The 21,165-nt window shown below is 62.8% G+C and carries 22 protein-coding genes; 7 read left to right on the top strand and 15 right to left on the bottom strand.

Features of this window, described 5'->3' with window-relative positions; all coding sequences use genetic code 11:
* Positions 1-3 precede the first annotated feature (3 nt).
* The 5 genes from JaAD80_RS10585 to leuS all read right to left on the bottom strand — a co-directional run bounded on the left by JaAD80_RS10585 (position 4) and on the right by leuS (position 6,082).
* A complete protein-coding gene (locus tag JaAD80_RS10585) occupies positions 4-441 on the bottom strand; it encodes a CopD family protein (protein ID WP_102294129.1) in 438 nt (145 codons plus the stop codon).
* 68 nt (positions 442-509) lie between these two features.
* A complete protein-coding gene (locus JaAD80_RS10580; RefSeq protein WP_102294128.1) occupies positions 510-1,781 on the bottom strand; it encodes a glutamate-5-semialdehyde dehydrogenase in 1,272 nt (423 codons plus the stop codon).
* Between the two features lie 17 nt (positions 1,782-1,798).
* Entirely contained in the window at positions 1,799-2,815 is a 1,017-nt protein-coding gene (gene holA / locus JaAD80_RS10575; RefSeq protein ID WP_102294127.1) for a DNA polymerase III subunit delta, read from the bottom strand.
* Between the two features lie 10 nt (positions 2,816-2,825).
* Positions 2,826-3,440 carry an LPS assembly lipoprotein LptE gene (gene lptE / locus JaAD80_RS10570; RefSeq protein WP_102294126.1) on the bottom strand — a complete coding sequence of 205 codons (615 nt, stop codon included), beginning with the start codon at positions 3,438-3,440 and terminating at the stop codon, positions 2,826-2,828.
* A gap of 2 nt (positions 3,441-3,442) precedes the next feature.
* Entirely contained in the window at positions 3,443-6,082 is a 2,640-nt protein-coding gene (gene leuS, locus JaAD80_RS10565) for a leucine--tRNA ligase (RefSeq protein ID WP_102294125.1), read from the bottom strand.
* A 173-nt stretch (positions 6,083-6,255) separates the two neighbouring features.
* On the opposite strand from leuS, the gene JaAD80_RS10560 reads away from it, so the two are divergent.
* Positions 6,256-7,020 carry a helix-turn-helix domain-containing protein gene (locus JaAD80_RS10560; RefSeq protein WP_258002919.1) on the top strand — a complete coding sequence of 255 codons (765 nt, stop codon included), beginning with the start codon at positions 6,256-6,258 and terminating at the stop codon, positions 7,018-7,020.
* A gap of 80 nt (positions 7,021-7,100) precedes the next feature.
* Positions 7,101-7,466: a VOC family protein gene (locus tag JaAD80_RS10555; protein WP_102294124.1), complete on the top strand. Its 366-nt coding sequence runs from the start codon at positions 7,101-7,103 to the stop codon at positions 7,464-7,466.
* On the opposite strand, the gene JaAD80_RS10550 is transcribed toward JaAD80_RS10555, so the two are convergent.
* Positions 7,463-8,359 carry a LysR substrate-binding domain-containing protein gene (locus tag JaAD80_RS10550; protein WP_180979371.1) on the bottom strand — a complete coding sequence of 299 codons (897 nt, stop codon included), beginning with the start codon at positions 8,357-8,359 and terminating at the stop codon, positions 7,463-7,465. The genes JaAD80_RS10555 and JaAD80_RS10550 overlap by 4 nt on opposite strands.
* 161 nt (positions 8,360-8,520) lie before the next feature.
* Between JaAD80_RS10550 and JaAD80_RS10545 the strand changes: the two genes are divergently transcribed.
* Both JaAD80_RS10545 and JaAD80_RS10540 read left to right on the top strand, forming a co-directional pair.
* Positions 8,521-9,699 (top strand): acyl-CoA dehydrogenase, encoded by a 1,179-nt coding sequence (locus JaAD80_RS10545; protein WP_102294123.1) that lies wholly within the window; start codon positions 8,521-8,523, stop codon positions 9,697-9,699.
* Positions 9,699-10,946, top strand: a complete 1,248-nt coding sequence (locus JaAD80_RS10540; RefSeq protein ID WP_102294122.1) for a CaiB/BaiF CoA-transferase family protein — start codon at positions 9,699-9,701, stop codon at positions 10,944-10,946. Before JaAD80_RS10545 ends, JaAD80_RS10540 begins: the two co-directional genes overlap by 1 nt.
* A gap of 99 nt (positions 10,947-11,045) precedes the next feature.
* On the opposite strand, the gene JaAD80_RS10535 is transcribed toward JaAD80_RS10540, so the two are convergent.
* Genes JaAD80_RS10535 through JaAD80_RS10525 form a run of 3 tightly spaced genes read right to left on the bottom strand, consistent with a single transcriptional unit; the run spans position 11,046 to position 12,935 of the window.
* Entirely contained in the window at positions 11,046-11,372 is a 327-nt protein-coding gene (locus JaAD80_RS10535; protein ID WP_102294121.1) for a barstar family protein, read from the bottom strand.
* Positions 11,373-11,380: 8 nt separating this feature from the next.
* A complete protein-coding gene (dapB, locus tag JaAD80_RS10530; protein ID WP_102294120.1) occupies positions 11,381-12,190 on the bottom strand; it encodes a 4-hydroxy-tetrahydrodipicolinate reductase in 810 nt (269 codons plus the stop codon).
* Positions 12,191-12,209: 19 nt separating this feature from the next.
* Positions 12,210-12,935 carry an outer membrane protein assembly factor BamE gene (locus JaAD80_RS10525; RefSeq protein WP_374755237.1) on the bottom strand — a complete coding sequence of 242 codons (726 nt, stop codon included), beginning with the start codon at positions 12,933-12,935 and terminating at the stop codon, positions 12,210-12,212.
* A 99-nt stretch (positions 12,936-13,034) separates the two neighbouring features.
* On the opposite strand from JaAD80_RS10525, the gene fur reads away from it, so the two are divergent.
* On the top strand, positions 13,035-13,466 hold the full coding sequence (gene fur, locus JaAD80_RS10520; protein WP_071075246.1) for a ferric iron uptake transcriptional regulator: 432 nt from the start codon (positions 13,035-13,037) through the stop codon (positions 13,464-13,466).
* 71 nt (positions 13,467-13,537) lie between these two features.
* Here fur and hrcA read toward each other — a convergent pair whose 3' ends face one another.
* Positions 13,538-14,554, bottom strand: coding sequence for a heat-inducible transcriptional repressor HrcA (hrcA, locus tag JaAD80_RS10515; RefSeq protein WP_102294118.1), 1,017 nt, complete (start codon positions 14,552-14,554; stop codon positions 13,538-13,540).
* A gap of 103 nt (positions 14,555-14,657) precedes the next feature.
* Positions 14,658-15,383, bottom strand: a complete 726-nt coding sequence (locus JaAD80_RS10510) for an HAD family hydrolase (RefSeq protein ID WP_180979370.1) — start codon at positions 15,381-15,383, stop codon at positions 14,658-14,660.
* Positions 15,384-15,630: 247 nt separating this feature from the next.
* On the opposite strand from JaAD80_RS10510, the gene JaAD80_RS10505 reads away from it, so the two are divergent.
* Together JaAD80_RS10505 and JaAD80_RS10500 are read left to right on the top strand one after the other, a co-directional pair.
* Positions 15,631-16,236 (top strand): hypothetical protein, encoded by a 606-nt coding sequence (locus JaAD80_RS10505; RefSeq protein ID WP_102294116.1) that lies wholly within the window; start codon positions 15,631-15,633, stop codon positions 16,234-16,236.
* Between the two features lie 38 nt (positions 16,237-16,274).
* Positions 16,275-16,865 (top strand): DUF4369 domain-containing protein, encoded by a 591-nt coding sequence (locus tag JaAD80_RS10500; RefSeq protein WP_102294115.1) that lies wholly within the window; start codon positions 16,275-16,277, stop codon positions 16,863-16,865.
* 190 nt (positions 16,866-17,055) lie between these two features.
* Here JaAD80_RS10500 and mmsB read toward each other — a convergent pair whose 3' ends face one another.
* The 4 genes from mmsB to JaAD80_RS10480 form a co-directional block, all read right to left on the bottom strand.
* Entirely contained in the window at positions 17,056-17,961 is a 906-nt protein-coding gene (mmsB, locus tag JaAD80_RS10495) for a 3-hydroxyisobutyrate dehydrogenase (protein ID WP_102294114.1), read from the bottom strand.
* 119 nt (positions 17,962-18,080) lie between these two features.
* Positions 18,081-19,226 carry an enoyl-CoA hydratase/isomerase family protein gene (locus tag JaAD80_RS10490; RefSeq protein ID WP_102294113.1) on the bottom strand — a complete coding sequence of 382 codons (1,146 nt, stop codon included), beginning with the start codon at positions 19,224-19,226 and terminating at the stop codon, positions 18,081-18,083.
* Positions 19,219-20,004, bottom strand: a complete 786-nt coding sequence (locus JaAD80_RS10485; RefSeq protein WP_102294112.1) for an enoyl-CoA hydratase — start codon at positions 20,002-20,004, stop codon at positions 19,219-19,221. Before JaAD80_RS10485 ends, JaAD80_RS10490 begins: the two co-directional genes overlap by 8 nt.
* A complete protein-coding gene (locus JaAD80_RS10480; RefSeq protein WP_102294111.1) occupies positions 20,001-21,161 on the bottom strand; it encodes an acyl-CoA dehydrogenase family protein in 1,161 nt (386 codons plus the stop codon). The genes JaAD80_RS10485 and JaAD80_RS10480 overlap by 4 nt, the downstream gene beginning before the upstream one ends.
* Positions 21,162-21,165: the final 4 nt, after the last annotated feature.

Below are 21,165 nucleotides of genomic sequence, written 5' to 3'. Positions count from 1 at the left end.
TCCTTAGAAAGGCTTGACCACGACCAGCACGACGACGACCAGCAGCATCAGCACCGGCACCTCGTTAAACCAGCGGAACCACTTGTGGCTACGCTTGTTGAGGCCTTTTTCAAACTTGCGCAGGATGGAACCGCAGGCATGGTGATAGCCCAGCAGCAGCACGACGAAGGTCAGCTTGGCGTGCATCCAGCCCGGCATCTTCACGCGGCCTTCGCCCCCCCCGTACAGCATCCACATCAGGGCCAGTCCCAGCACCATCGCCGGCAGCGCCAGCAGGGACATGAAGCGGTACAGCTTGCGCGCCATCAGCAGCAGGCGTTCCGTGGCCACCGTTTCCGTCTCCATCGCCAGGTTCACGAAGATGCGCGGCAAATAGAACAGGCCGGCGAACCACGATATGACGAAGATGATGTGGAAGGCTTTAGTCCAGAGAAAGAGCATGGGGTTCCCAGTGTCAGAGATTTCGAAGAAGGAAAACGGGCAGCCTTGCTGGCCACCCGCCAAAAGGATTACTTGCGCACTTCACCGTGGCCAAAGACCACGTACTTGAGCGACGTCAGGCCTTCCAGTCCCACGGGGCCGCGCGCATGCAGCTTGTCGTTCGAGATGCCGATTTCAGCGCCCAGGCCATACTCAAAACCATCGGCGAAACGCGTCGAGGCGTTCACCATCACGGAGGCCGAATCGACTTCGCGCAGGAAGCGCAGCGCATCGCTGTAGTCTTCCGTGATGATCGATTCCGTATGCTTGGACGAATACTGGTTGATGTGGTCCATCGCTTCGTCGATGCCGTCGACGACTTTCACCGACAAAATCGCCGCCAGGTATTCGGTGGACCAGTCTTCCTCGGTGGCCGGCACCAGATGCGGGTAGCCAGCGGCGGCAAGAATGGCATGGCTTTCCGGATCGGCGCGCAGTTCCACCTGCTTGGTCAAATACAGTTCGGCCAGCTGCGGCAGCACGGTGGCGGCGACGGCGCGCGACACCAGCAGGGTTTCCATGGTGTTGCAGGTGCCGTAGCGGTGGCACTTGGCGTTGAAGCCGATGTCGATCGCTTTCTTGATGTCGGCCTTGGCGTCGATGTAGACGTGGCAGATGCCGTCCAGGTGCTTGATCATCGGCACGGTGGCTTCGTTCATCAGGCGCGCGATCAGCCCCTTGCCGCCGCGCGGCACGATGACGTCGACGAATTGCGGCATGGTGATCAGGGCGCCGACGGCGGCGCGGTCGGTGGTGTCGATCACTTGCACGGCATCGGCGGGCAGGCCGGCGCCCTGCAAGCCTTCGGCCACCAGTTTGGCCAGCGCGCGGTTGCAATGGATCGCTTCCGAGCCGCCGCGCAGAATCGTCGCGTTGCCGCTCTTGATGCACAGGCCGGCCGCGTCCACCGTCACGTTCGGGCGCGCTTCATAGATGATGCCGATGACGCCCAGCGGCACGCGCATCTGGCCCACCTGGATGCCCGTCGGGCGAAATTTCATGTTCGAGATCTCGCCGATCGGATCGGCCAGCGAGACGATCTGCGTCAAGCCTTCGACCATGGTGGCAATGGCCGCATCGGACAGGGTCAGGCGATCGAGCATGGCCGGTGCCAGGCCGGCGGCGGCTGCCGCGTCCAGGTCGCGCTGGTTGGCCGCGCGCAGCAGGTCCGCATCGCGCACGATGGCGGCGGCGATCAGGCTCAAGGCGCGGTTGCGCGTGGCGCTGTCGGCACGCGCCATGGCGCGCGAAGCGGCGCGCGCGCGCGTACCCACGTCTTGCATATAGTCGGTGATATCCATGCTCGTATCCATAAAAGTTAACCCCTGGCGATCTTCAGGCCCAGCTGCAGCATGGCATCCCAGGCGTCGCCCGCGTAGCCCTTGGCGCGCAAGCCCTTGATCATCTTGTCCACCTGCGCCGCCTGCTGCAGCGCCGCTTCCAGCACGGGCAGCGAAATGCGCCGCAGGGCCGGTTCCATCATGCGCTCGCGCGGCCCCCATATGCGGTACTCCTTCAGCAGCGCGCCCAGCGGGCGCCCTTGCGCCATGCCGGCCTTCAATTTTAACAGCGTGCGGATTTCCTCGGAGACGGCCCACAGGACCAGCGGCAGCGCCTCGCCCTCGCCCTTCAGGCCTTCGAGCATGCGCACCAAGCGCGCCGGGTCGCCCGCCAGCATGGCTTCGGACAATTTGAAGACATCGTAACGGGCCACGTTCAGCACCGCGTCCTGCACTTGTTCGTACGTCAGCTTGCCCGCCGCATGCAGCAAGCCCAGTTTCTGGATTTCCTGGTGCGCCGCCAGCAAATTGCCTTCCACCCGTTCAGCGATGAAGTCGATGCTGGCCCGTTCGGCGCTTTGCCCCTGCGCCGACAGGCGCTGGGCGATCCAGGCGGGCAGCTGCGCCCGCTCCACGTTGGGAATCTCGATATACACGGCCGCCTGCTGCAGGCTGGCGACCCAGGCCGCCTTTTGCGTGGCCCAGTCCAGCTTGGGCAGGGTGATCAGGGTCAGGTTGTCGGGGCTGAGATTTTTCGCGTAGCTTTGCAGCGCCGCGCCGCCATCCTTGCCCGGCTTGCCGGTGGGGATGCGCAACTCGATCAGCTTTTTATCGCCGAACAGCGACAGCTCCTGGTTCGCCGCCAGCAGTTCGCCCCATTTGAAGCTGCGCTCCACCGTCAGCACGTCGCGCTCGGAATAGCCTTGCGCACGCGCCGCGCGGCGGATCTTGTCGGCCGCTTCCAGCGCCAGCAAGTGCTCGTCGCTGGTGATCACATACAGCTGCGCCAGCGGCTTGGCCACATGCCCATCGAGCGCGTCTATCCGCAATTGCATGGCGTCCCCGTTACTGCTGCGGGACGGGGACGGCCGGCGTCACGGGCGTCACGGGCTTCACAGGCGCCACCGACATGGCCGGCAGTACCGGCTTGATGGCCGCCAGGCGGCGCATGATCTGCTGCACCATATCGTTGCGCATGTCGCGGTACAGCTGCGCCGCTTCCGTTTCCTTCGCCAGCACCTGCGACTCGTTGAAAGTGATCGGACGCACCAGGCTGATGACCGTCGGCCCCAGCAGCTGATTGCCGTTTTTATCGAGCACGCGGAAATTGATGGCGTAGCCGAGCTGGTATTCGCTCACGCGGCCATTGCTGTTCAGCGACAGGATGGTCTTGGTACGGTTCCTCTCCGGATCGCTGAGCACTTCCAGCACGGCGTCGGCGCCATCCTTGGTGTCGACCACTTCCGTGCTGCCGATGGCGCGGATGTAGCGTTTCAGGTCGATCGCCAGCGGCGACGTGTCGGGCAAGCCGATGTACATCGTCGCGAACGGCAGCATGAAACTGCCGTTCGAGCCGCGCAAGTGAAAGCCGCAGGCCGACAGCAGCATGGTCAGGGAAATGGCCAGCATGGCGCGCCAGGCGCGCCCGCGAAACAGCGAAACGGAAGAGGAAGTCGTCATGATTACACCACGATGCTGATTAACTTGCCTGGCACGACGATGATCTTCTTCGGCGTGGTCTCGACATACTTCTGCACACTTTCGCATGCCAGCGCGGCCGCTTCGATGCTGGCCTTGTCCGCATCCTTGGCCACCGTGATCGAGCCGCGCAGCTTGCCGTTCACCTGGATCATCATCTCGATCTCGGACTGCTCCAGCGCTTGCGGGTCGACTTGCGGCCATGCCACGTTGAGCAGGTCGCCGTGCACGCCAGCGTAACCGAGTTCTTCCCACAAGACGTGGGTGATGTGCGGCGCGACAGGGTTGAGCAGGCGCAGGAAGATGGAGAAGCCTTCGGCGATCAGCGCCTTCGACTGCGCACTGTCGTCCAGCTTGGCCGATTCCAGCGTGTTGAGCATTTTCATGCAGGCCGACACCACGGTGTTGTACTGGATGCGCTTCAAGTCGTAATCGGCTTGCTGCAGCAGCTTGTGCAATTCGCGGCGCAGGTTTTTCTGCGCGTCGCCCGTGGCCGGTGCGGCACCGCCAGCCAGTGCGGATTGAATCGTGGCCGACTGCGCGTAGCCGAAGTTCCATACGCGGCGCAGGAAGCGGTTCGCGCCTTCGACGCCGCTGCCCGACCATTCCAGCGTCTGTTCCGGCGGCGAAGCGAACATGGTGAACAGACGGGCCGTGTCGGCGCCATATTGTTCGATCTGCGCTTGCGGGTCGATGCCGTTGTTCTTCGACTTCGACATTTTTTCCGTGCCGCCGATTTCCACCGGCTGGCCGTCGGCCACCAGGATCGCGGACTGCGGACGGCCCTTGTCATCGAGGGACAGGCGCACGTCGTCCGGGTTGAACCAGGTGGTCTTGCCCGCCGCGTCCTTGCGGAAGTAGGTTTCGTTCAGCACCATGCCCTGCGTCAGCAGGTTGACGAATGGCTCGTCGAACTTGACCAGGCCGAAGTCGCGCATGATCTTGGTCCAGAAGCGCGCGTACAGCAAGTGCATGACGGCGTGCTCGATGCCGCCGATGTACTGGTCCATCGGCATCCAGTAATCGTTGCGCGCGTCGACCATGGCATCGTTCGAGCCTGGCGAGGTATAGCGCATGTAGTACCACGACGAATCGACGAAGGTATCCATGGTGTCCGTCTCGCGGCGCGCCGGCTTGCCGCACTGCGGGCAGTCGCACTGCAGGAAGGCTTCGTATTTGTTCAGCGGGTTGCCCGTGCCGTCCGGCACGCAGTCTTCCGGCAGCACCACCGGCAAGTCTTTTTCCGGCACCGGCACCACGCCGCAATCGGCGCAATGGATCATCGGGATCGGCGTACCCCAGTAGCGCTGGCGCGAAATGCCCCAGTCGCGCAGGCGGAACGTGGTTTTCTTTTCGCCCAGGCCCAGCTCGGCCAGGTCGGCAGCCACCGCATCGACGGCGGAGGCGAAATGCAGGCCGTCGTACTTGCCCGAAGCGATGCACACGCCATCCTTGCTGCCATACGATTCCTGCCATGCATCGGTCGAAAATTCCTGGCCTTTTACCTCGATCACTTGCTTGATCGGCAGATTGTATTTCTTGGCAAAGCCGAAATCGCGTTCGTCGTGCGCGGGCACGCCCATCACGGCGCCGTCGCCGTAGGTGATCAGCACGTAATTGCCGACCCACACTTCCACTTGCGCGCCCGTCAGCGGATGGGTGACGAACAGGCCGGTCGGCATGCCCTTCTTTTCCATCGTGGCCATGTCCGCTTCGATCACGGAACCGAGCTTGCATTCGGCGTTAAAGGCGGCCAGCGCCGGATTGCTTTGCGCGGCGTGTATCGCCAGCGGGTGCTCGGCTGCCACGGCGCAGAAGGTCACGCCCATGACGGTGTCAGGACGGGTGGTAAACACATACAGCTTGCCGTCGCCGATCAGGGCGCCGCTGGCGTCCGCGATGGTGTGCGGGAAGGCGAAGCGCACGCCCGTCGACTTGCCGATCCAGTTGGTCTGCATGGTGCGCACGCGCTCGGGCCAGCCGGGCAGCTTGTCGTCCACGTAGGCCAGCAATTCTTCCGCGTAATCGGTGATGCGCGCGTAGTACATGGGGATTTCGCGCTTTTCGATCAGCGCGCCCGAACGCCAGCCCTTGCCATCGACCACTTGTTCGTTGGCCAGCACGGTCTGGTCGATCGGGTCCCAGTTCACGGTACCGGTCTTCTTGTAGATGATGCCTTTTTCCAGCATCTTGAGGAACATCCACTGGTTCCACTTGTAGTATTCGGGCTTGCAGGCGGTCATTTCGCGCGACCAGTCGATGGCCAGGCCCATCGATTCCATCTGCTGCTTCATGTGGGCGATGTTCGAATACGTCCATTGCGCGGGCGGCACGTTGTTGGCCATGGCCGCATTTTCCGCCGGCATGCCGAACGCATCCCAGCCCATCGGCATGAGCACGTTGTAGCCGTTCATGCGCAGGTAGCGGTACATCACATCATTGATCGTATAGTTGCGTACGTGACCCATGTGCAGCTTGCCCGATGGGTAAGGCAGCATCGAGCAAGCAAAATACTTGCCTTTTGGGAAACGTGGGTCGTGTTCGACGGCTTTATAGGCGTCGATCGCCTTCCAGTGCGATTGGGCGGCTTGTTCGACGTCGGCGGGACTATATTTATCTTGCATAATGGATGTGCGACCAGCGTGGCCCGGCCAATAGTGGATATGAACCGAGCATTATACTGGTTGTCGCCGCCCGATAGCGCGGCGCGCTGGCGGCCCGGGCCGGCATATTTTTGCAGGCGCACAATTATGCTGTGTAAGATATACGCAATCTTGTTCTTTCATCCAAGCCGGCCATGATCGTCTACCAGGAAGTCGCCCCCATCCCCGCCCTGCGGCCCTGGCTGGACTGTGTCTGGACCTGCCGTGTGCGCACGGGCGCCACGCCTTTCACGCACCGGGTCTTGCCGGACAATTGCATCGATATTTTGTGCCAGGACCAGCAGGACGCCAGCTTTGCCGTCGGCATGATGACGGCACCGATCACGGTCGTCAGCCAGGGCCTGGTGCAGACGGTGGCGGCCCGCTTCAAGTCGGGCGCGGCGGCGCATTTCTTCCAGCTGCCCCTGTGTGAGCTCAACGATGGCCGCACGGCATTAGATCAGCTGTGGGGCCGCGAACTGGCCGCGCGCCTGGGTGACGCGCTGTGGAGCGATCCCCTGCCCGATGCGCAACGCGTGGCGATCCTGCAAGATTATCTGCTGCGGCGCCTGCGCGCCGGACCGCCGCTGCGCGCACCCGGCGTGGCCCAGCACGCCATCGCGGCCATCGAAGGCGCGCACGGCCAAGTGCGCGTGGAAGGCCTGGCCCGGCGCCTGGGCGTATCGCGCCAGACCTTGGCGCTGCAATTTCGCCAGCAGGTCGGCATCAGCCCCAAGCTGTTCGCCCGCATCTGCCGTTTCCGCGCTGCCAGCACTGGCTTGCAAGGTCTGGCGGGAGCGCCGGACTGGGCGCAAGTGGCCTTGCAATATGGCTATTTCGACCAGTCGCACCTGATCCACGACTTCCAGGATTTCGCCCACAGCCCGCCCGATGCCTGGCTGGCGGGCAAACAAGGTTGACACCATCTTCCATTTTTACAATCGCGCGGCGCGCAGCGCTGGCATGATGACGGCATTCTTCACATAATCAGGAGCACAACATGATCAAGGGTTTGCGTACCGTCACCTATCCCGTCCCCGACCTCGGCCAGGCCAAGGCCTGGTACAGCCAGGTATTCAATACGGCGCCGTATTTCGACCAGCCGTTTTATGTCGGTTTTGCCATCGGCGGCTTCGAGCTGGGCTTGCTGCCAGACGGCCAGCCCGGCACGCAGGGCAGCGTGACATACTGGGGCGTGGAAGGCATCGAGCAGGAAGTCGAACGCATCGTCGCGCTGGGCGCCACCGTGCACCACCCGATCACGGACGTGGGCGAAGGCATCCGCACGGTGGAATTGCTCGACCCCTACGGCAACCAGATCGGCCTGATCGACAATCCCCATTTCGACGCGGGCAAAGTGCTTTAGGCCGCCGCGCCTTGCAGCCACTGCCGGAACTGCTGCAACGCCGTCTTTTCATGCGCCGCCTCGGGCGTGATCAGGTAATACGCCCGCTGGCCACGCAGTGGGCGCTCGCACACGATGCGCAATTCGCCGCGCGCCAGTTCCGCTTCCACCAGCATGCGCGGCAGCAAGACCGCGCCTTGCCCCTGCACGGCCGCCATGGCCAGCATGGAAAACAGTTCATAGCGGGCGCCATAGCGCGCTGACTCGCCCTCGACCTGCATGGCGTCGAACCACTGGCGCCAGGCGCCGGGCCGCGTGCTCTGCTGCAGCAAGGTCAATTCCAGTAAATCCTGCGGCTGCCAGTCGGTGCGCGCCGCCAGCACGCGGGGGCTGGCGACGGGCACGATCTCCTCATGCATGAGCAAAGTGGCACGCGTGCCGGGCCAGCGTGCCAGCTGCTCGGGCGTGCCCGCATACAGGGCGCCGTCGTATTCCGTATCGGCAAACATGAATGGTTTGGTATACGCGTCGATATGCACGACGATGTCCGGTTGTTCGCTGGCAAAACTGGCCAGGCGCGGCATCAGCCAGCGCGTGGCAAACGTGGGCACGGAGGCCAGCTGCAAGGTGCCGCCGCCGCCCTGACGCGCCATGGTGTCGAGCGTGTCGCGCTCCAGGCCATCGAGGCGGGCGGCGATCTGGCGCGCATACGCGGCGCCTGCCGTGGTCAGCAGCACGCCGTGGCGCGTGCGCTGGAACAATTGCACGCCGAGAAAACTTTCCAGTGATGAAATCTGCCGCGAGACGGCGCTTTGCGTCAGCGCCAGTTCGCGCGCCGCATGCGTGTAGCTCTGGTGGCGGGCGGCGGCCTCGAAGCAGTTCAATGCCTGCAGCATGGGGATCTTGCGTGTCATGGGTACACCGGCGAAGGGAGAAAGCTGCCAGTATGCCGTAAGATATGCACACTACGCATATCTGGTTGCGAATAAATCGTTTGCGCAAGGCTAGGCAAAAACCTACCATGAGCCATATTCAATCTTGCGCCGATCACCGGCGCTCACCTGCGAGGCCTGTGATGAGCAAAACCGTATTCGACTGGAATTCCCCCCTGCTGCTGGAAGAACAACTGACGGGCGACGAACGCGCCGTGCTGCAAGCGGCGCGCGACTATTGCCAGGGCAGCCTGGTGCCGCGCGTGCTCGAATCGTTCCGCCATGGCCGCACGGATGCGGCCATCTTCCGCGAAATGGGCGAGCTGGGCTTGCTGGGCACGACGATACCTGAAGAATACGGCGGCGCCGGCCTGAACTACGTCTGCTACGGCCTGGCAGCACGCGAAGTCGAGCGCGTCGATTCGGGCTACCGCTCGATGATGAGCGTGCAATCATCGTTGGTGATGGTGCCGATCAACGCCTTCGGCAATGAAGAAACCAAGCAGAAATACCTGCCGAAACTGGCGACGGGCGAATTCATCGGCTGCTTCGGCCTGACGGAACCGAACCACGGCTCCGACCCTGGCAGCATGGTCACGCGCGCCCGCAAGGTGCCGGGCGGCTACAGCCTGTCCGGCGCCAAGATGTGGATCACCAACAGCCCCATCGCCGACGTGTTCGTCGTCTGGGCCAAGGACGATGAAGGCGCGATCCGCGGCTTCGTGCTGGAAAAAGGCTGGAAAGGCCTGTCGGCGCCGGAAATCCACGGCAAGGTCGGCTTGCGCACCAGCATCACCGGTGAAATCGTCATGGATGAAGTATTTTGCCCGGAAGAAAACGCCTTCCCCGACGTGCGCGGCCTGAAAGGCCCGTTCACCTGCCTGAACAGCGCCCGCTACGGCATCGCCTGGGGCGCGCTGGGCGCGGCAGAAGACTGCTACCTGAAGGCGCGCCAGTACACGATGGACCGCCAGCAATTCGGCCGCCCATTGGCAGCGAACCAGCTGGTGCAAAAGAAACTGGCCGACATGCTGACGGAAATCACCATGGGCTTGCAAGGCTGCTTGCGCCTGGGCCGCATGAAGGATGAAGGCTCGCCCGCCGTGGAAATCACCTCGATCATGAAACGCAACAGTTGCGGCAAGGCGCTCGACATCGCCCGCGTGGCGCGCGACATGATGGGTGGCAACGGCATTTCCGACGAGTTCGGCGTTATCCGCCACCTGGTCAACCTGGAAGTGGTCAACACCTATGAAGGCACGCACGACGTGCACGCGCTGATCATCGGCCGCGCCATCACCGGCATCGCCGCCTTCAACTAATGGATGCCTTGGCTTCCACCTTGCGGCCCGCGCCGCTGACCGGCTTGCGCGTGCTCGATCTGTCGCGCGTGCTGGCCGGCCCGTGGGCCGGGCAAATGCTGGCCGACCTGGGCGCCGACGTGGTCAAGGTTGAACAGCCGGGCCGCGGCGACGACACGCGTTCGTGGGGTCCGCCGTATCTGAAGGACGAGGACGGCCGCGACACGGCAGAAGCGGCCTACTTCCAGTGCGCCAACCGTAACAAGCGCTCCCTGTGCATCGACCTGGCCGCGCCGGAAGGCCAGGCGCTGGTGCGCCGGCTGGCGGCCGAATCGGACGTGCTGCTGGAAAATTTCAAATTGGGTGGCTTGAAGCAATACGGCCTCGACGCGGCCAGCTTGCTGGAGCTGAACCCGCGCCTCGTGTACTGCTCGATTACGGGCTTCGGCCAGGACGGGCCGTACGCGGCGCGCGCCGGCTATGACTTTTTGATCCAGGGCATGGGCGGCCTGATGAGCATCACGGGCGTGCCCGATGGCCAGCCGGGCGCCGGGCCGCAAAAAGTGGGCGTGGCGCAGACGGACATCCTGACGGGCCTGTACGCCACCATCGCCGTGCAGGCGGCGCTGGCCGAACGGGAACGCTCGGGCCTGGGCCAGCATATCGACCTGGCACTGCTCGACGTGCAGGTGGCGGCGCTGGGCAACCAGGCGGCCAATTATCTGTGCGGCGGCAAAGTGCCGCAACGCATGGGCAATGCGCACCCGAACATCGTGCCCTACCAGGACTTCCCGACGGCCGATGGCGACATGATTCTGGCGATCGGCAATGACGGGCAGTTTTCCCGCTTCTGCGCCGTCGCCGGGCACCCGGAATGGGCGCAGGATGAACGTTTCGCCACCAATCCGCAGCGCGTGGCACACCGGGCAATATTAATCCCCTTGATGCGCCAGACCACGGTCATGCGCACGACGGCCGAGTGGATCAGCGCCTTCGAGGCGCAAGCCGTGCCGTGCGGCCCCGTCAACCGCATCGACCAGGTGTTTGCCGATCCGCAAGTGGTGGCGCGTGGCTTGAAAGTGGACATGCCGCATCCGACGGCGGGCACGGTGGCGCTGGTGGCCAATCCCGTGCGTCTGTCGGCCTCGCCAGTGCAATACCGCTTGCCGCCGCCATTGCTGGGGCAGCATACGGGCGAAGTGTTGCAGCAGTGGCTGGGATTGGAGAGCGGGGAGATTGACGGCTTGCGTGAGCGCAAGGTGGTGTAACGATTGAGGGGAAGAACGTAGGTCATTAGCTGCTTGCGCGTAATCCGACTTGCACAGCCAACAATGTGTCGGATTACGCGGCGCTGCCGCTAATCCGACCTACTTCAGCAGCAGCTTCAACGCCGGCTTTTCGCCATAATCCTCATAGCGCTCATTGATGCCGGCAATGCAGAAGGTCATTTCTTCCAGCACATCCGGCGCCTGCACCTTCATGCTTTCCGCATCCTGCACCACGATCTCCAGCACTTCGTTTGGCTTCAGGCGGAACTGCGTCATGTTTTCATCATCGCGCAGGTAGCTGAGGCAATCGACCCAGGCATCCATGCTGTTGCCGTAAAACGCGGGAAAACCGAAGGCTTGCACGCATTGCGCGTGAAAACTGGCGTCGTCGGTGATATCTTTTCCATTCAGGATGGCAGTGGGCATGGTCTTCCTCAGTTCTTCAGCGACAACACGTCCTGCATGTCGAACAGGCCAGTCGGCTTGTCGGCCAGGAAACGCGCGGCGCGCAGGGCGCCGTGGGCGTAAGTGACGCGGCTGCTGGACTTGTGGCTGATCTCGATGCGCTCGCCGATGCCGGCAAACAGCACCGTATGGTCGCCCACGATATCGCCGCCGCGGATGGTCGCAAAGCCGATGGTCGACGGATCGCGTTCGCCCGTCACGCCTTCGCGGCCATACACGGCGCATTCTTTCAGGTCGCGGCCCAGGGCGCCGGCCACCACTTCGCCCATTTGCAGGGCCGTGCCCGATGGGGCATCAACCTTGTGGCGGTGGTGCGCTTCGATGATTTCAATGTCGTAGCCTTCGGACAGGCTTTTCGCGGCCAGTTCCAGCAGTTTCATGGTGACATTCACGCCTACGCTCATGTTCGGCGCGAACATGATGGCGGTCTTTTCGGCGGCGGCGGCAATGGCCGCCTTGCCCGCGTCATCGAAACCGGTGGTGCCGATGATCATCTTGATGCCGTGCTCGGCGCAGTACGCCAGGTGCTGCAAGGTGCCTTCGGGACGCGTGAAGTCGATCAGGTAATCGGCGCCGGCCAGGCCGGTGGCCAGGTCGGACTCGATCAGCACGCCGGCAGGCTTGCCGAGGAAAGCGGCGGCATCCTGGCCCACGGACGGCGCACCGGCGCGGTCGAGGGCGCCGGCCAGCACGGCGTCGGGGGCATTGCTGACGGCTTCGATCAGAATATGGCCCATGCGGCCGCTGGCGCCAGCGATGGCAATTTTCAGTTCAGTCATTTTATTCTCTTGCAACAACTTATTTGGTGGGTTCGACAGCAGGTGCAGGCTCGGCGGCAGGCGCCGGGGCTGGTGCCGGCTCAGGCTTGCTCACCGGAACGGCAGGCGTGGCTTCGGCCGGCACCGGCACGGCGCTAGGCGCCACGGGCGATGGCACGACGGCGGCAGGCACCTCGGCCTTGGCAACTTTCGCGAACGGCGACGGACCGGCGATGCGGTCGATGTATTCTTTCTCGGTCGGCAAGTTGCCGCCTTCGAAGCGTTCCACTTTGCCTTCTTTGTCGAAGTACACGACGACGCGGCTGCTGGTGGTTTCGCCGTTGCCGCGGGCCAGGCGGAATGGATAATCCCAGCGGTCGGCATGGAAGATATCGGTCAGCAGCGCGGTGCCGAGGATGAAGCGGACCTGGTCGCGCGTCATGCCGACTTTCAACTGGGCCAGCATCTCTTCGGAGATAAAGTTGCCTTGTTGAATGTCAGGGCGATACGGCGAGAAAAACCACATGAATTTCTGCAGCGGCGTCACCGTGGTGGTCTGCGCACCTTTTTCTGGCACGACTTCCGTGCCCTCTTTCTGGGTGATGGCCGGCTTTTCGCCGAGGATGCCACGGCTGGCACAGCCGGAGAAAGCCAGCGCGACACAGACCATGCCTGCCACGACTGGGGCTCGAAATGAAAGACGCTGCCAGAGAGATGGCAATACAGCCGGTGTTACGCGCATAAATGACCTCAATTTGATGAACAAAACGCCAGGAGTGACCGGCCAGCCAAAAAATGCATATTTTGGCACTCCCCGCTAAAACGCTATATGATAAAGCACCTGACCCACATACGAGCAACAAACATGAGTAACAATCCTAGTGATCTCAAGGCAAGCGGCCTGAAAGCCACCCTGCCACGGCTGAAGATACTCGATATCTTCCAGAGTAGCCCGGTACGCCACCTGACAGCGGAAGACGTGTACAAAATTCTGCTGGCCGACAATATGGATGTCGGTTTGGCAACTGTCTACCGTGTCCTGACGCAATTCGAACAAGCCGGCTTGCTTAACCGCAACCATTTTGAAACCGGCAAGGCGATTTTCGAACTCAATGAAGGTTCCCACCACGACCATCTGGTGTGCCTCGATTGTGGCCGGGTCGAAGAGTTCTTCGACGAAGACATCGAAATCCGCCAGCAAAAAGTAGCGGAAGAGCGCGGCTTCAAGATCGCCGAACACGCGCTGGCCATTTATGGCAACTGCATCAAGACGGCTTGCCCGCACAAAACCGCCTGAGGCATGCCGGCCGTTTCCACCAGGGAGCGGCTGGCATGGTCTTCAAAACCATCCATCCGCCGCTGCAGCGCCTAGTGCTGGCTGAGCGCGTTGGACAATAGTTTTGCCGTGATATCGACAATCGGAATGACGCGCTCGTAGGCCATGCGCGTCGGTCCGATCACTCCCAGGGTGCCCACGATCTTGCCGTTGACTTCATACGGCGCCGTCACCACGCTCATTTCATCCATCGGCACCAGGTTCGATTCGCCGCCGATGAAAATCTGCACGCCCGTCGCCTTGCTCGACACGTCGAGCAGCTGCATCAGTCCCGTCTTTTGCTCGAACATGTCGAACATCTGGCGCAGCGAACTCATGTTTGATGACAAATCGCTCACGCTAAGCAGGTTGCGCTCGCCTGAAATCACCATGTCGTCGCTGTGGTCGGCCATCGCTTCGCTGCCCGCTTCCACGGCCGCCTGCATCAGGCTGCCCATGTCGTCGCGCAACTGGCGCAGCTCGCCCTGCAGGCGCACGCGCACGGCGTCGAACGACAGGCCGCCATAATTCTGGTTGATGTAGTTGGCCGATTGCACCAGTTGCGCGGGCGTGTAGTCCGCTTCCGTCAGCAATAAACGGTTCTGCACGTCGCCGCCCGGGGCAACGATGACCAGCAGGATGCGCTTTTCCGACAGGCGCAGAAATTCAATTTGCTGGAACACGGATTCGCGGCGCGGGCTGAGCACGACGCCGGCAAATTGCGACAGCGATGACAGCATCTGCGCCGCATTGGCGATGGTGCGCTGCGGCTGCGGCGTCTGCAGGCGCATGCGCGACTCCACCATATGCTCGTCCAGATGCTTGACGGTGAGCAAGGTGTCGACAAAGATGCGGTAGCCGCGCGGCGTGGGGATGCGTCCTGCCGAGGTATGCGGGCTGGCCACATAGCCGAGTTCTTCCAGGTCGGCCATGATGTTGCGGATCGTGGCCGGCGACAGGTCGAGGCCGGAAATTTTCGACAGGGCGCGCGAACCAACCGGCAGGCCGTCGGCGATATAGCGCTCGACCAGGGCTTTCAGCAGTGTTTGGGCACGGGTATCGAGTTGCATGGTGTGTAGAGTTAAGCCAGTATTCTGTTAAGCAAGCGGCAACGAAAGTGGCCAAGCGTGCGTCAACTGCTTCTATTATGCACGTTCGACCGGCCCGCGGCGATCAATCTTCCAGTTGCTGCCGCAGCCAGAGCAGCAATTCATCAAAGTTGGCGCAGATGGCGTCGGGCTGCACGCCGGCCGCCAGGTGGGCATCGCTGCCCTTGCGGTTCATCCAGACGGCGCGCATGCCGGCCCCTTGCGCTCCTGTCACGTCAAAATACAAATCATCGCCCACATACACGGCCTCGCTCGGCGCCACGTCCAGCGCGGCGCATGCGGCCAGGAAGATGCTGGCATCGGGCTTGGCGACGCCGAAATCGCTGGCGGCGATGGAGACTTTAAAATGCTGCGCCAGACCGATGATGTCTAGATCCGCATTGCCATTCGAGATGGAACCGACCAGCATGCGCTGGCCCATCCAGGCCAGGCCGGGCAACACGTCGTCAAAGGGCTGCACGCGGTTGCGCGCGGCCAGGAACTGGGCAATGGCCTGGTCCACCAGTGCCGTATCCTCGCCCGCCGCCTCGAAGGCGGACAGCAGGCCGGCGCGGCGCAATTCGATCAGGTTGCCATGGTAATGCGGCTGCGCATTGAGCATGGCCAGGCGATGCTGGCGCAACACCTCGATGGAAAACTGCTGCGCCACCTTGGGCGCGTGCGTGGCCAGCCAGTCGTGCAGCAAGGTTTCGGCGGCGGCGATCACGGGCGCGATGGGCCACAGGGTATCGTCGAGGTCGAACAGGATGGCCTTGGGCGGCACGGCGGTATTGACAGGAGCAAGAGACATGGCTGATTCACAAAAGAGTGCCACGGCAAGGCGCGCGGCGGAAGGCTATTGTCGCACTGATCATCGCCGCCGACATGGCGGCTCGCCAGCAAAATGGGGCCAGGCCAGCGCTTCTCAAGGAAAATTTGTTACACGGAGATACAAGGCAAGATCAATCGGCATGCCAGATAGACTAAAATAGGCGCCATTCCAATGCGGCGCCAGCGTCCGTGTTGCGCTACCCTACCTAATTCGTTTTGGAGAATGTATGAAAAATTTGTACCTGCGCTCGATGCTGGCGGTGGCTTGCGCCGCCACACTGGCAGCCTGCGGCGGCAGCGGCGGCAATCTGTACCTGGGCGGCCAGGTGAGCGGCTTGTTCAAGGATGGCCTGATCCTTCAGAATGGCGACGAGAGCTTGCCGGTCGCATCGGGCGCGTCCAGCTTCTATTTCACCAAGCTGGTCAACACCGATGACCGCTACAACATCACCATCAAGGAACAGCCAAAAGGCGCCGTGTGCGAGATTAACAATGGCAGCGGCAAGGCATCGAGCTACTCCGTCACGACGGCCTATGTCACTTGCAAAACCAACACCTACCCGCTGAGCGGCGCCATCACGGGCCTGACCGGGGAAGGCTTGACTCTGGTGATCGGCAGCAACAGCGCCAGCCCGCTGAAAGGCAGCACCAGCTACACCTTCCCGGCGATCGCTGACGGTGCGCCCTACAATATTTCCATCTTGACCACTCCTGCGGGCCTGACTTGCCGGTTCGCCGGTTCGGCCAGCGCCGATGGCCACGATATCGTAGGCACCATGGGTTCCGCCGCCACGACCGGCGCCACACTGAACTGCACGCCGCAGCAGCAGTAAGCCTTGCTATCCGTCACTACCCCATTTTGGAGAAATACATGAAGTTATCCTGCCTGCGCCCTCTCGGCGCGCTGCTGCTGACCCTCGGACTGGCTGCCTGCGGCGGCAAGGCCTCGTATGATGTCAGCGGTACCATCGTTGGCTTGAACAATAATGGCCTGGTTCTGGCCAATGGCGGCGACACCGTATCGCCTGCCGCCGGTGCCACCAGCTTCACGTTTGCCAAGCGTATCGACTATGGCACCGACTACAACATCACCTTCCAGAAACAGCCGGCCCACATGACATGCACCATCAACGGCGGCTCCGGTTCGGCCGGCCACTACGTGAGCATCGACGCTATCGTGACGTGTGGCCAGAACGCCTATACCCTGGCCGGCACGATTACCGGCCTGACGGCGGACAACCTGGTACTGATTAACGGCAACACGCAAACGCCGATCACGAAGGATAGCAAGACGTTCACCCTGAACGGCACGGTTGCCGATGGCACCAGTTATGGCATCAGCGTGCTCACCCAGCCAACCGGCCTGACTTGCAGCGTGGTGCCAGGCACGGGTACCGGCACCATGGGCGAAGCCAACGTCACGACCGTGCAAGTGGTCTGCAATCCAGCCACCAAAAGCTAAGCCAAGCATGGCGCCGGCAGCCGCAGCGCGGCTGCCGGGAAGAGATATCATGAAAATCTATAATTGATATTTCAAAGATAAATTGGAGTTATATGTGGCGATGCAGCATAATGCATCTGTCTCCTCCAACTCTTCCAAGAATTGGATTTAGCCCGCTTTTACCAGCGGGCTTTTTTTTGCCCAAAATTCCTCAGGCGGCAGGTTTCTGCAATCCCGGCTGCAGCATCTGCACGATGCTGGAGAAATCCTGCTGCGCATAACCGGCTTGCGCATGCATCTGGTACATCTGGCGCACCAGGCCACCCAGGGGCGTTGGCGCATTTGCCGACAGCGCCGATTGCTGCGCCAGGCCCAGGTCTTTCAGCATCAGCGCCGTGCCGAAGCCGCCGCTGTAGTTGCGCGAAGCAGGCGTACCGTCCATGACGCCGGGCCACGGGTTGTACACTTCCAGGGTCCAGTTGCGGCCCGAGCTCTTGGCCATGATGTCGGACAACACTTTCGGATCAAGGCCATGCGCCACGCCCAGGTTCAGTGCTTCGGCCGTGCCTGCCATCAAGATCCCCAGCAGCATGTTGTTGCAAATCTTCGCCACCTGGCCCGCCCCCGCCTCACCTGCATGGAAAATATTCTTGCCCATTTTTTCCAGCAATGGCCGCGCCTGCTGCAAGGCCGCTTCGCTCCCACCGACGATGAACGTCAGCGTACCGGCCGCGGCGCCCGCCGTGCCACCCGAAACGGGCGCATCGATCATGGCAAAGCCCCGCTCGCCAGCCGCTTGCGCCACTTGCCGCGCCACATCGGCGGCGATGGTACTGCAATCGATGAATAGGGCGCCCGGCTTGGCCGAGTCGAGCACGCCGCCGGCCGCCAGGTACAGTTCCTGCACATGCTTGTTGGCAGGCAGCATGGTGATGACGGCATCGGCCGTCTGCACGGCCGCGCTGGCCGATGCAGCGGCCGTGGCACCCGCTTCAACGAGCGATGCCACGGCAGCTGGCGCCAGGTCGAAGACGGACACGTGGAAGCCGGCGGCCACCAGGTTGCGGGCCATCGGCGCGCCCATGTTGCCAAGGCCGATGAAAGCGATATGTTGCATGTATGTCTCCTGTAGCGCCTAAAAAAGCCCATGGCGTTGTTGCCTTGCCTCGTCGTACTAGTCGTACTGCCTTCGGCAAGGCGCCTAGCCCTGAGCATTTTTATGCACTACTTAAATGTTTAAATGGGTAAATCGGCCAATGGATGCTGTGTCCACGGCGCCGTGAAGTATTCATTCAGATACGCGTCCTTGACGTCGGCCAGGCTGGCCGGCTGCCACTGCGGCGCGTTGTCCTTGTCGATCAGCAAGGCGCGCACGCCTTCGCTGAAGTCCGCATGGGCACAGCACTGCACGGCCACGATGAGTTCCAGCTGGAACACCTGCGCCAGGCTCATGTGCCGCGTGCGCTCGCGCATGGCCCACACCAAAGCGGCCGAAGTAGGCGCACCTTTGGCCAGCGAGTGAGCCGCCTTTTGCAGCCACACCGAATCGCCGTCATACGCGGCAATGGCAGCCACCACTTCCGGCAAGGTGGGCGCTTGCGTCAGCACGGCGATGGCGTCGAAGTTGGCACGCACCTCCGAGGCGGGCAAGGACGTGGCTGGCGCCGAGAAGCCGCGCAGCAAGCGGTCCAGCTGCTCGCTGTTTGCCTGCGCACTGGCCTGCCATTGCGCCAGCGCCAGCGCGTCGAGCACCATGGCGCGCTCCTCCTGGCGCAGGAAATAGTCACCGAGACCCGTGTACAAGGCGTCGGCCGCGTTCATCGGCGCCCCCGTCAAGCCCAGGAACAGGCCGCTGCGGCCCGGCATGCGGCCCAGGAACCAGCTGCCGCCCACGTCGGGGAACAGGCCGATGGTAATTTCCGGCATGGCGATGCGCGTGCTTTCCGTCACCACGCGGTGGCTGGCGCCCGCCATCAGGCCCAGGCCGCCGCCCATGACAATGCCGCCGCCCCACACCAGCAGCGGTTTCGCATACGTATGGATGCGGTGGTCGAGCCGGTACTCTTCGGCAAAGAAAGCCAGCGCCTGCGGATTCGGCACCACGCCCGCTTGTTCGGCCACGGCCGTGCGCAGGCTGCGCACGTCGCCGCCCGCGCAAAAGGCCTTGTCGGTCGACGATTGCAGCACCACGCAGGCGACGGCGGCGTCATCGGCCCAGCGCACGAGGGCGCCATCGATGGCGCGTATCATCTCCAGGGTCAGCGCATGCAGGGATTTGGGCGCATCGAGCGTGATGACGCCCAGCTTCATGCCGCCGGGACAGTCGCGCTCTTCGATCTTCACCGCATCAATCAGGGTGCTTTCAGCCAAGATTTCAGCCATTCTTCCACTCCGCCGGACGTTTTTCCAGGAACGCTTGCACGCCTTCTTTCTGGTCCTGCGTGTCGAACAGACCGAGGAACAGGGTGCGTTCATCGGGCAGGGAATTGACGAGCGGATGGCTGCGCGCCCCCTGGATCAGGGTCTTGCACGCCGTCACGCTGCTGGGGCTCTGGCGCGCCACCTTGGCGGCCAGGGCCAGCGCCGTGGCCGCTCCCTTGCCGGTCGGCACGACTTCCTCGACCAGGCCGATGGCCAGGGCCTTGGCCGCATCGACCCGCTCGCCGCACAAAATCATGCGCTTGGCCCAGCCTTCACCTACCAGCCACGGCAAGTGCTGCGTGCCGCCCGCGCAAGGCAGCAGGCCGACGGACGCTTCCGGCAAGGCCATCTGCGCATGTTCCTCGGCGATGCGGATATCGCACGCCAGCGCGCATTCGAGCCCGCCGCCCATGGCATAGCCATTGATGGCGGCGATGCTGACGCCGCGAAACGCGGACAACGCCTCGAACGCTTCGCCAAAGGCGGCCGCCATATTGAAGGCCATGTCCTTGTCGCCATCGGCGAACACTTTCAGGTCGGCGCCGGCCGAGAAGAACTTGGCGCCGCCGCCCGTGATCACCAGCGCGTACACGTCGGCGTCAGCGTTCAGGTCGGCCACCAGTTCCTTCAGGGCGCGCAGGCTGGCCAGGGTCCACGTATGGGCGGGCGGATTATCGAGAGTCACCAGGGCCGTGTGGCCGCGGCGTTCCAGCAGCAAATTTGTATACACTTTAGTCATCGCAAGGTCTCCGTGGCGCCGTCTTTCAGAATCGCTCGCGCGACGATCAGGCGCATGATTTCATTCGTCCCTTCCAGGATTTGATGTACCCGCGTGTCGCGCACATGGCGCTCGAGCGGATACTCGCGGATGTAGCCGTAGCCGCCATGCAGCTGCAGCGCATCGTTGGCGACATTAAAACCCACATCCGTGGCAAACCGTTTTGCCATGGCGCAGTAGGCCGTGGCGTCCGGGCTTTCCTGGTCGAGTTTCCAGGCCGCCAGGCGCACCATCTGGCGCGCCGCCACCAGTTCCGTCAGCATGTCCGCCAGCTTGAATTGCAAGGCCTGGAATTGCGCCAGCTCGCGGCCGAACTGCGTGCGCTCCTTCATGTACGTCTGCGCCCGCGTGAGGGCCGCCTGCGCCGTGCCCACCGAGCACACGGCGATATTGATGCGTCCGCCGTCTATGCCCTTCATGGCAATGGCAAAGCCTTCGCCTTCCGCGCCCAGCAGGTTGGCAGCCGGCACTTTCACTTGGTCAAAGCTGATGATGCGCGTGGGCTGGCTGTTCCAGCCCATCTTTTCTTCCTTCTTGCCATACACGATGCCAGGCAGGTTGGCCGGCACGGCAAAGGCGGAAATGCCGGCCGCGCCCTCGCCGCCGGTCCTCGCCATGACGATCAGCATGTCCGTCTGGCCCGCGCCGGAAATGAAAGCCTTGGTGCCGTCGAGAACGTAAAAGTCGCCATCCCTGACGGCTTTCGTGCGCAAGGAAGCCGCGTCGGAACCCGATTGCGGCTCCGTCAGGCAATAGCTGGCCAGCTTCTGGCCGGCCGCCAGGGCTGGCACCCATTCGTCGCACAGGGCTTCCTGGCCCCAGCGCGACAGCATCCAGGTGGCCATGTTGTGGATGGTGATGTAGGCCGTGGTCGAGGTGCAGCCGCCGGCCAGCTCCTCGAAGACGACGGCCGCGTCCTGGCGCGACAGGCCCAGGCCGCCCCAGCGCTGCGGCGTGTACAGGCCGCAAAAGCCCATCTCGCCCGCCTTGGCGATGGTTTCTACCGGGAAGATCGATTCCGCATCCCAATGCGCCGCCTGCGGCGCCAGTTCGCCTTCGGCAAACGCGCGCGCCGCCTGCTGGAACTCGCGCTGCTCGTCGCTCAGTTCAAAGTCCATGCCA

Origin of the sequence: Janthinobacterium sp. AD80, assembly GCF_002878455.1 — a bacterium.
Classification (GTDB): domain Bacteria; phylum Pseudomonadota; class Gammaproteobacteria; order Burkholderiales; family Burkholderiaceae_D; genus Janthinobacterium.
Note: the sequence above shows the minus strand (reverse complement) of the source record. Positions and strands in the feature narration are given on the sequence as shown.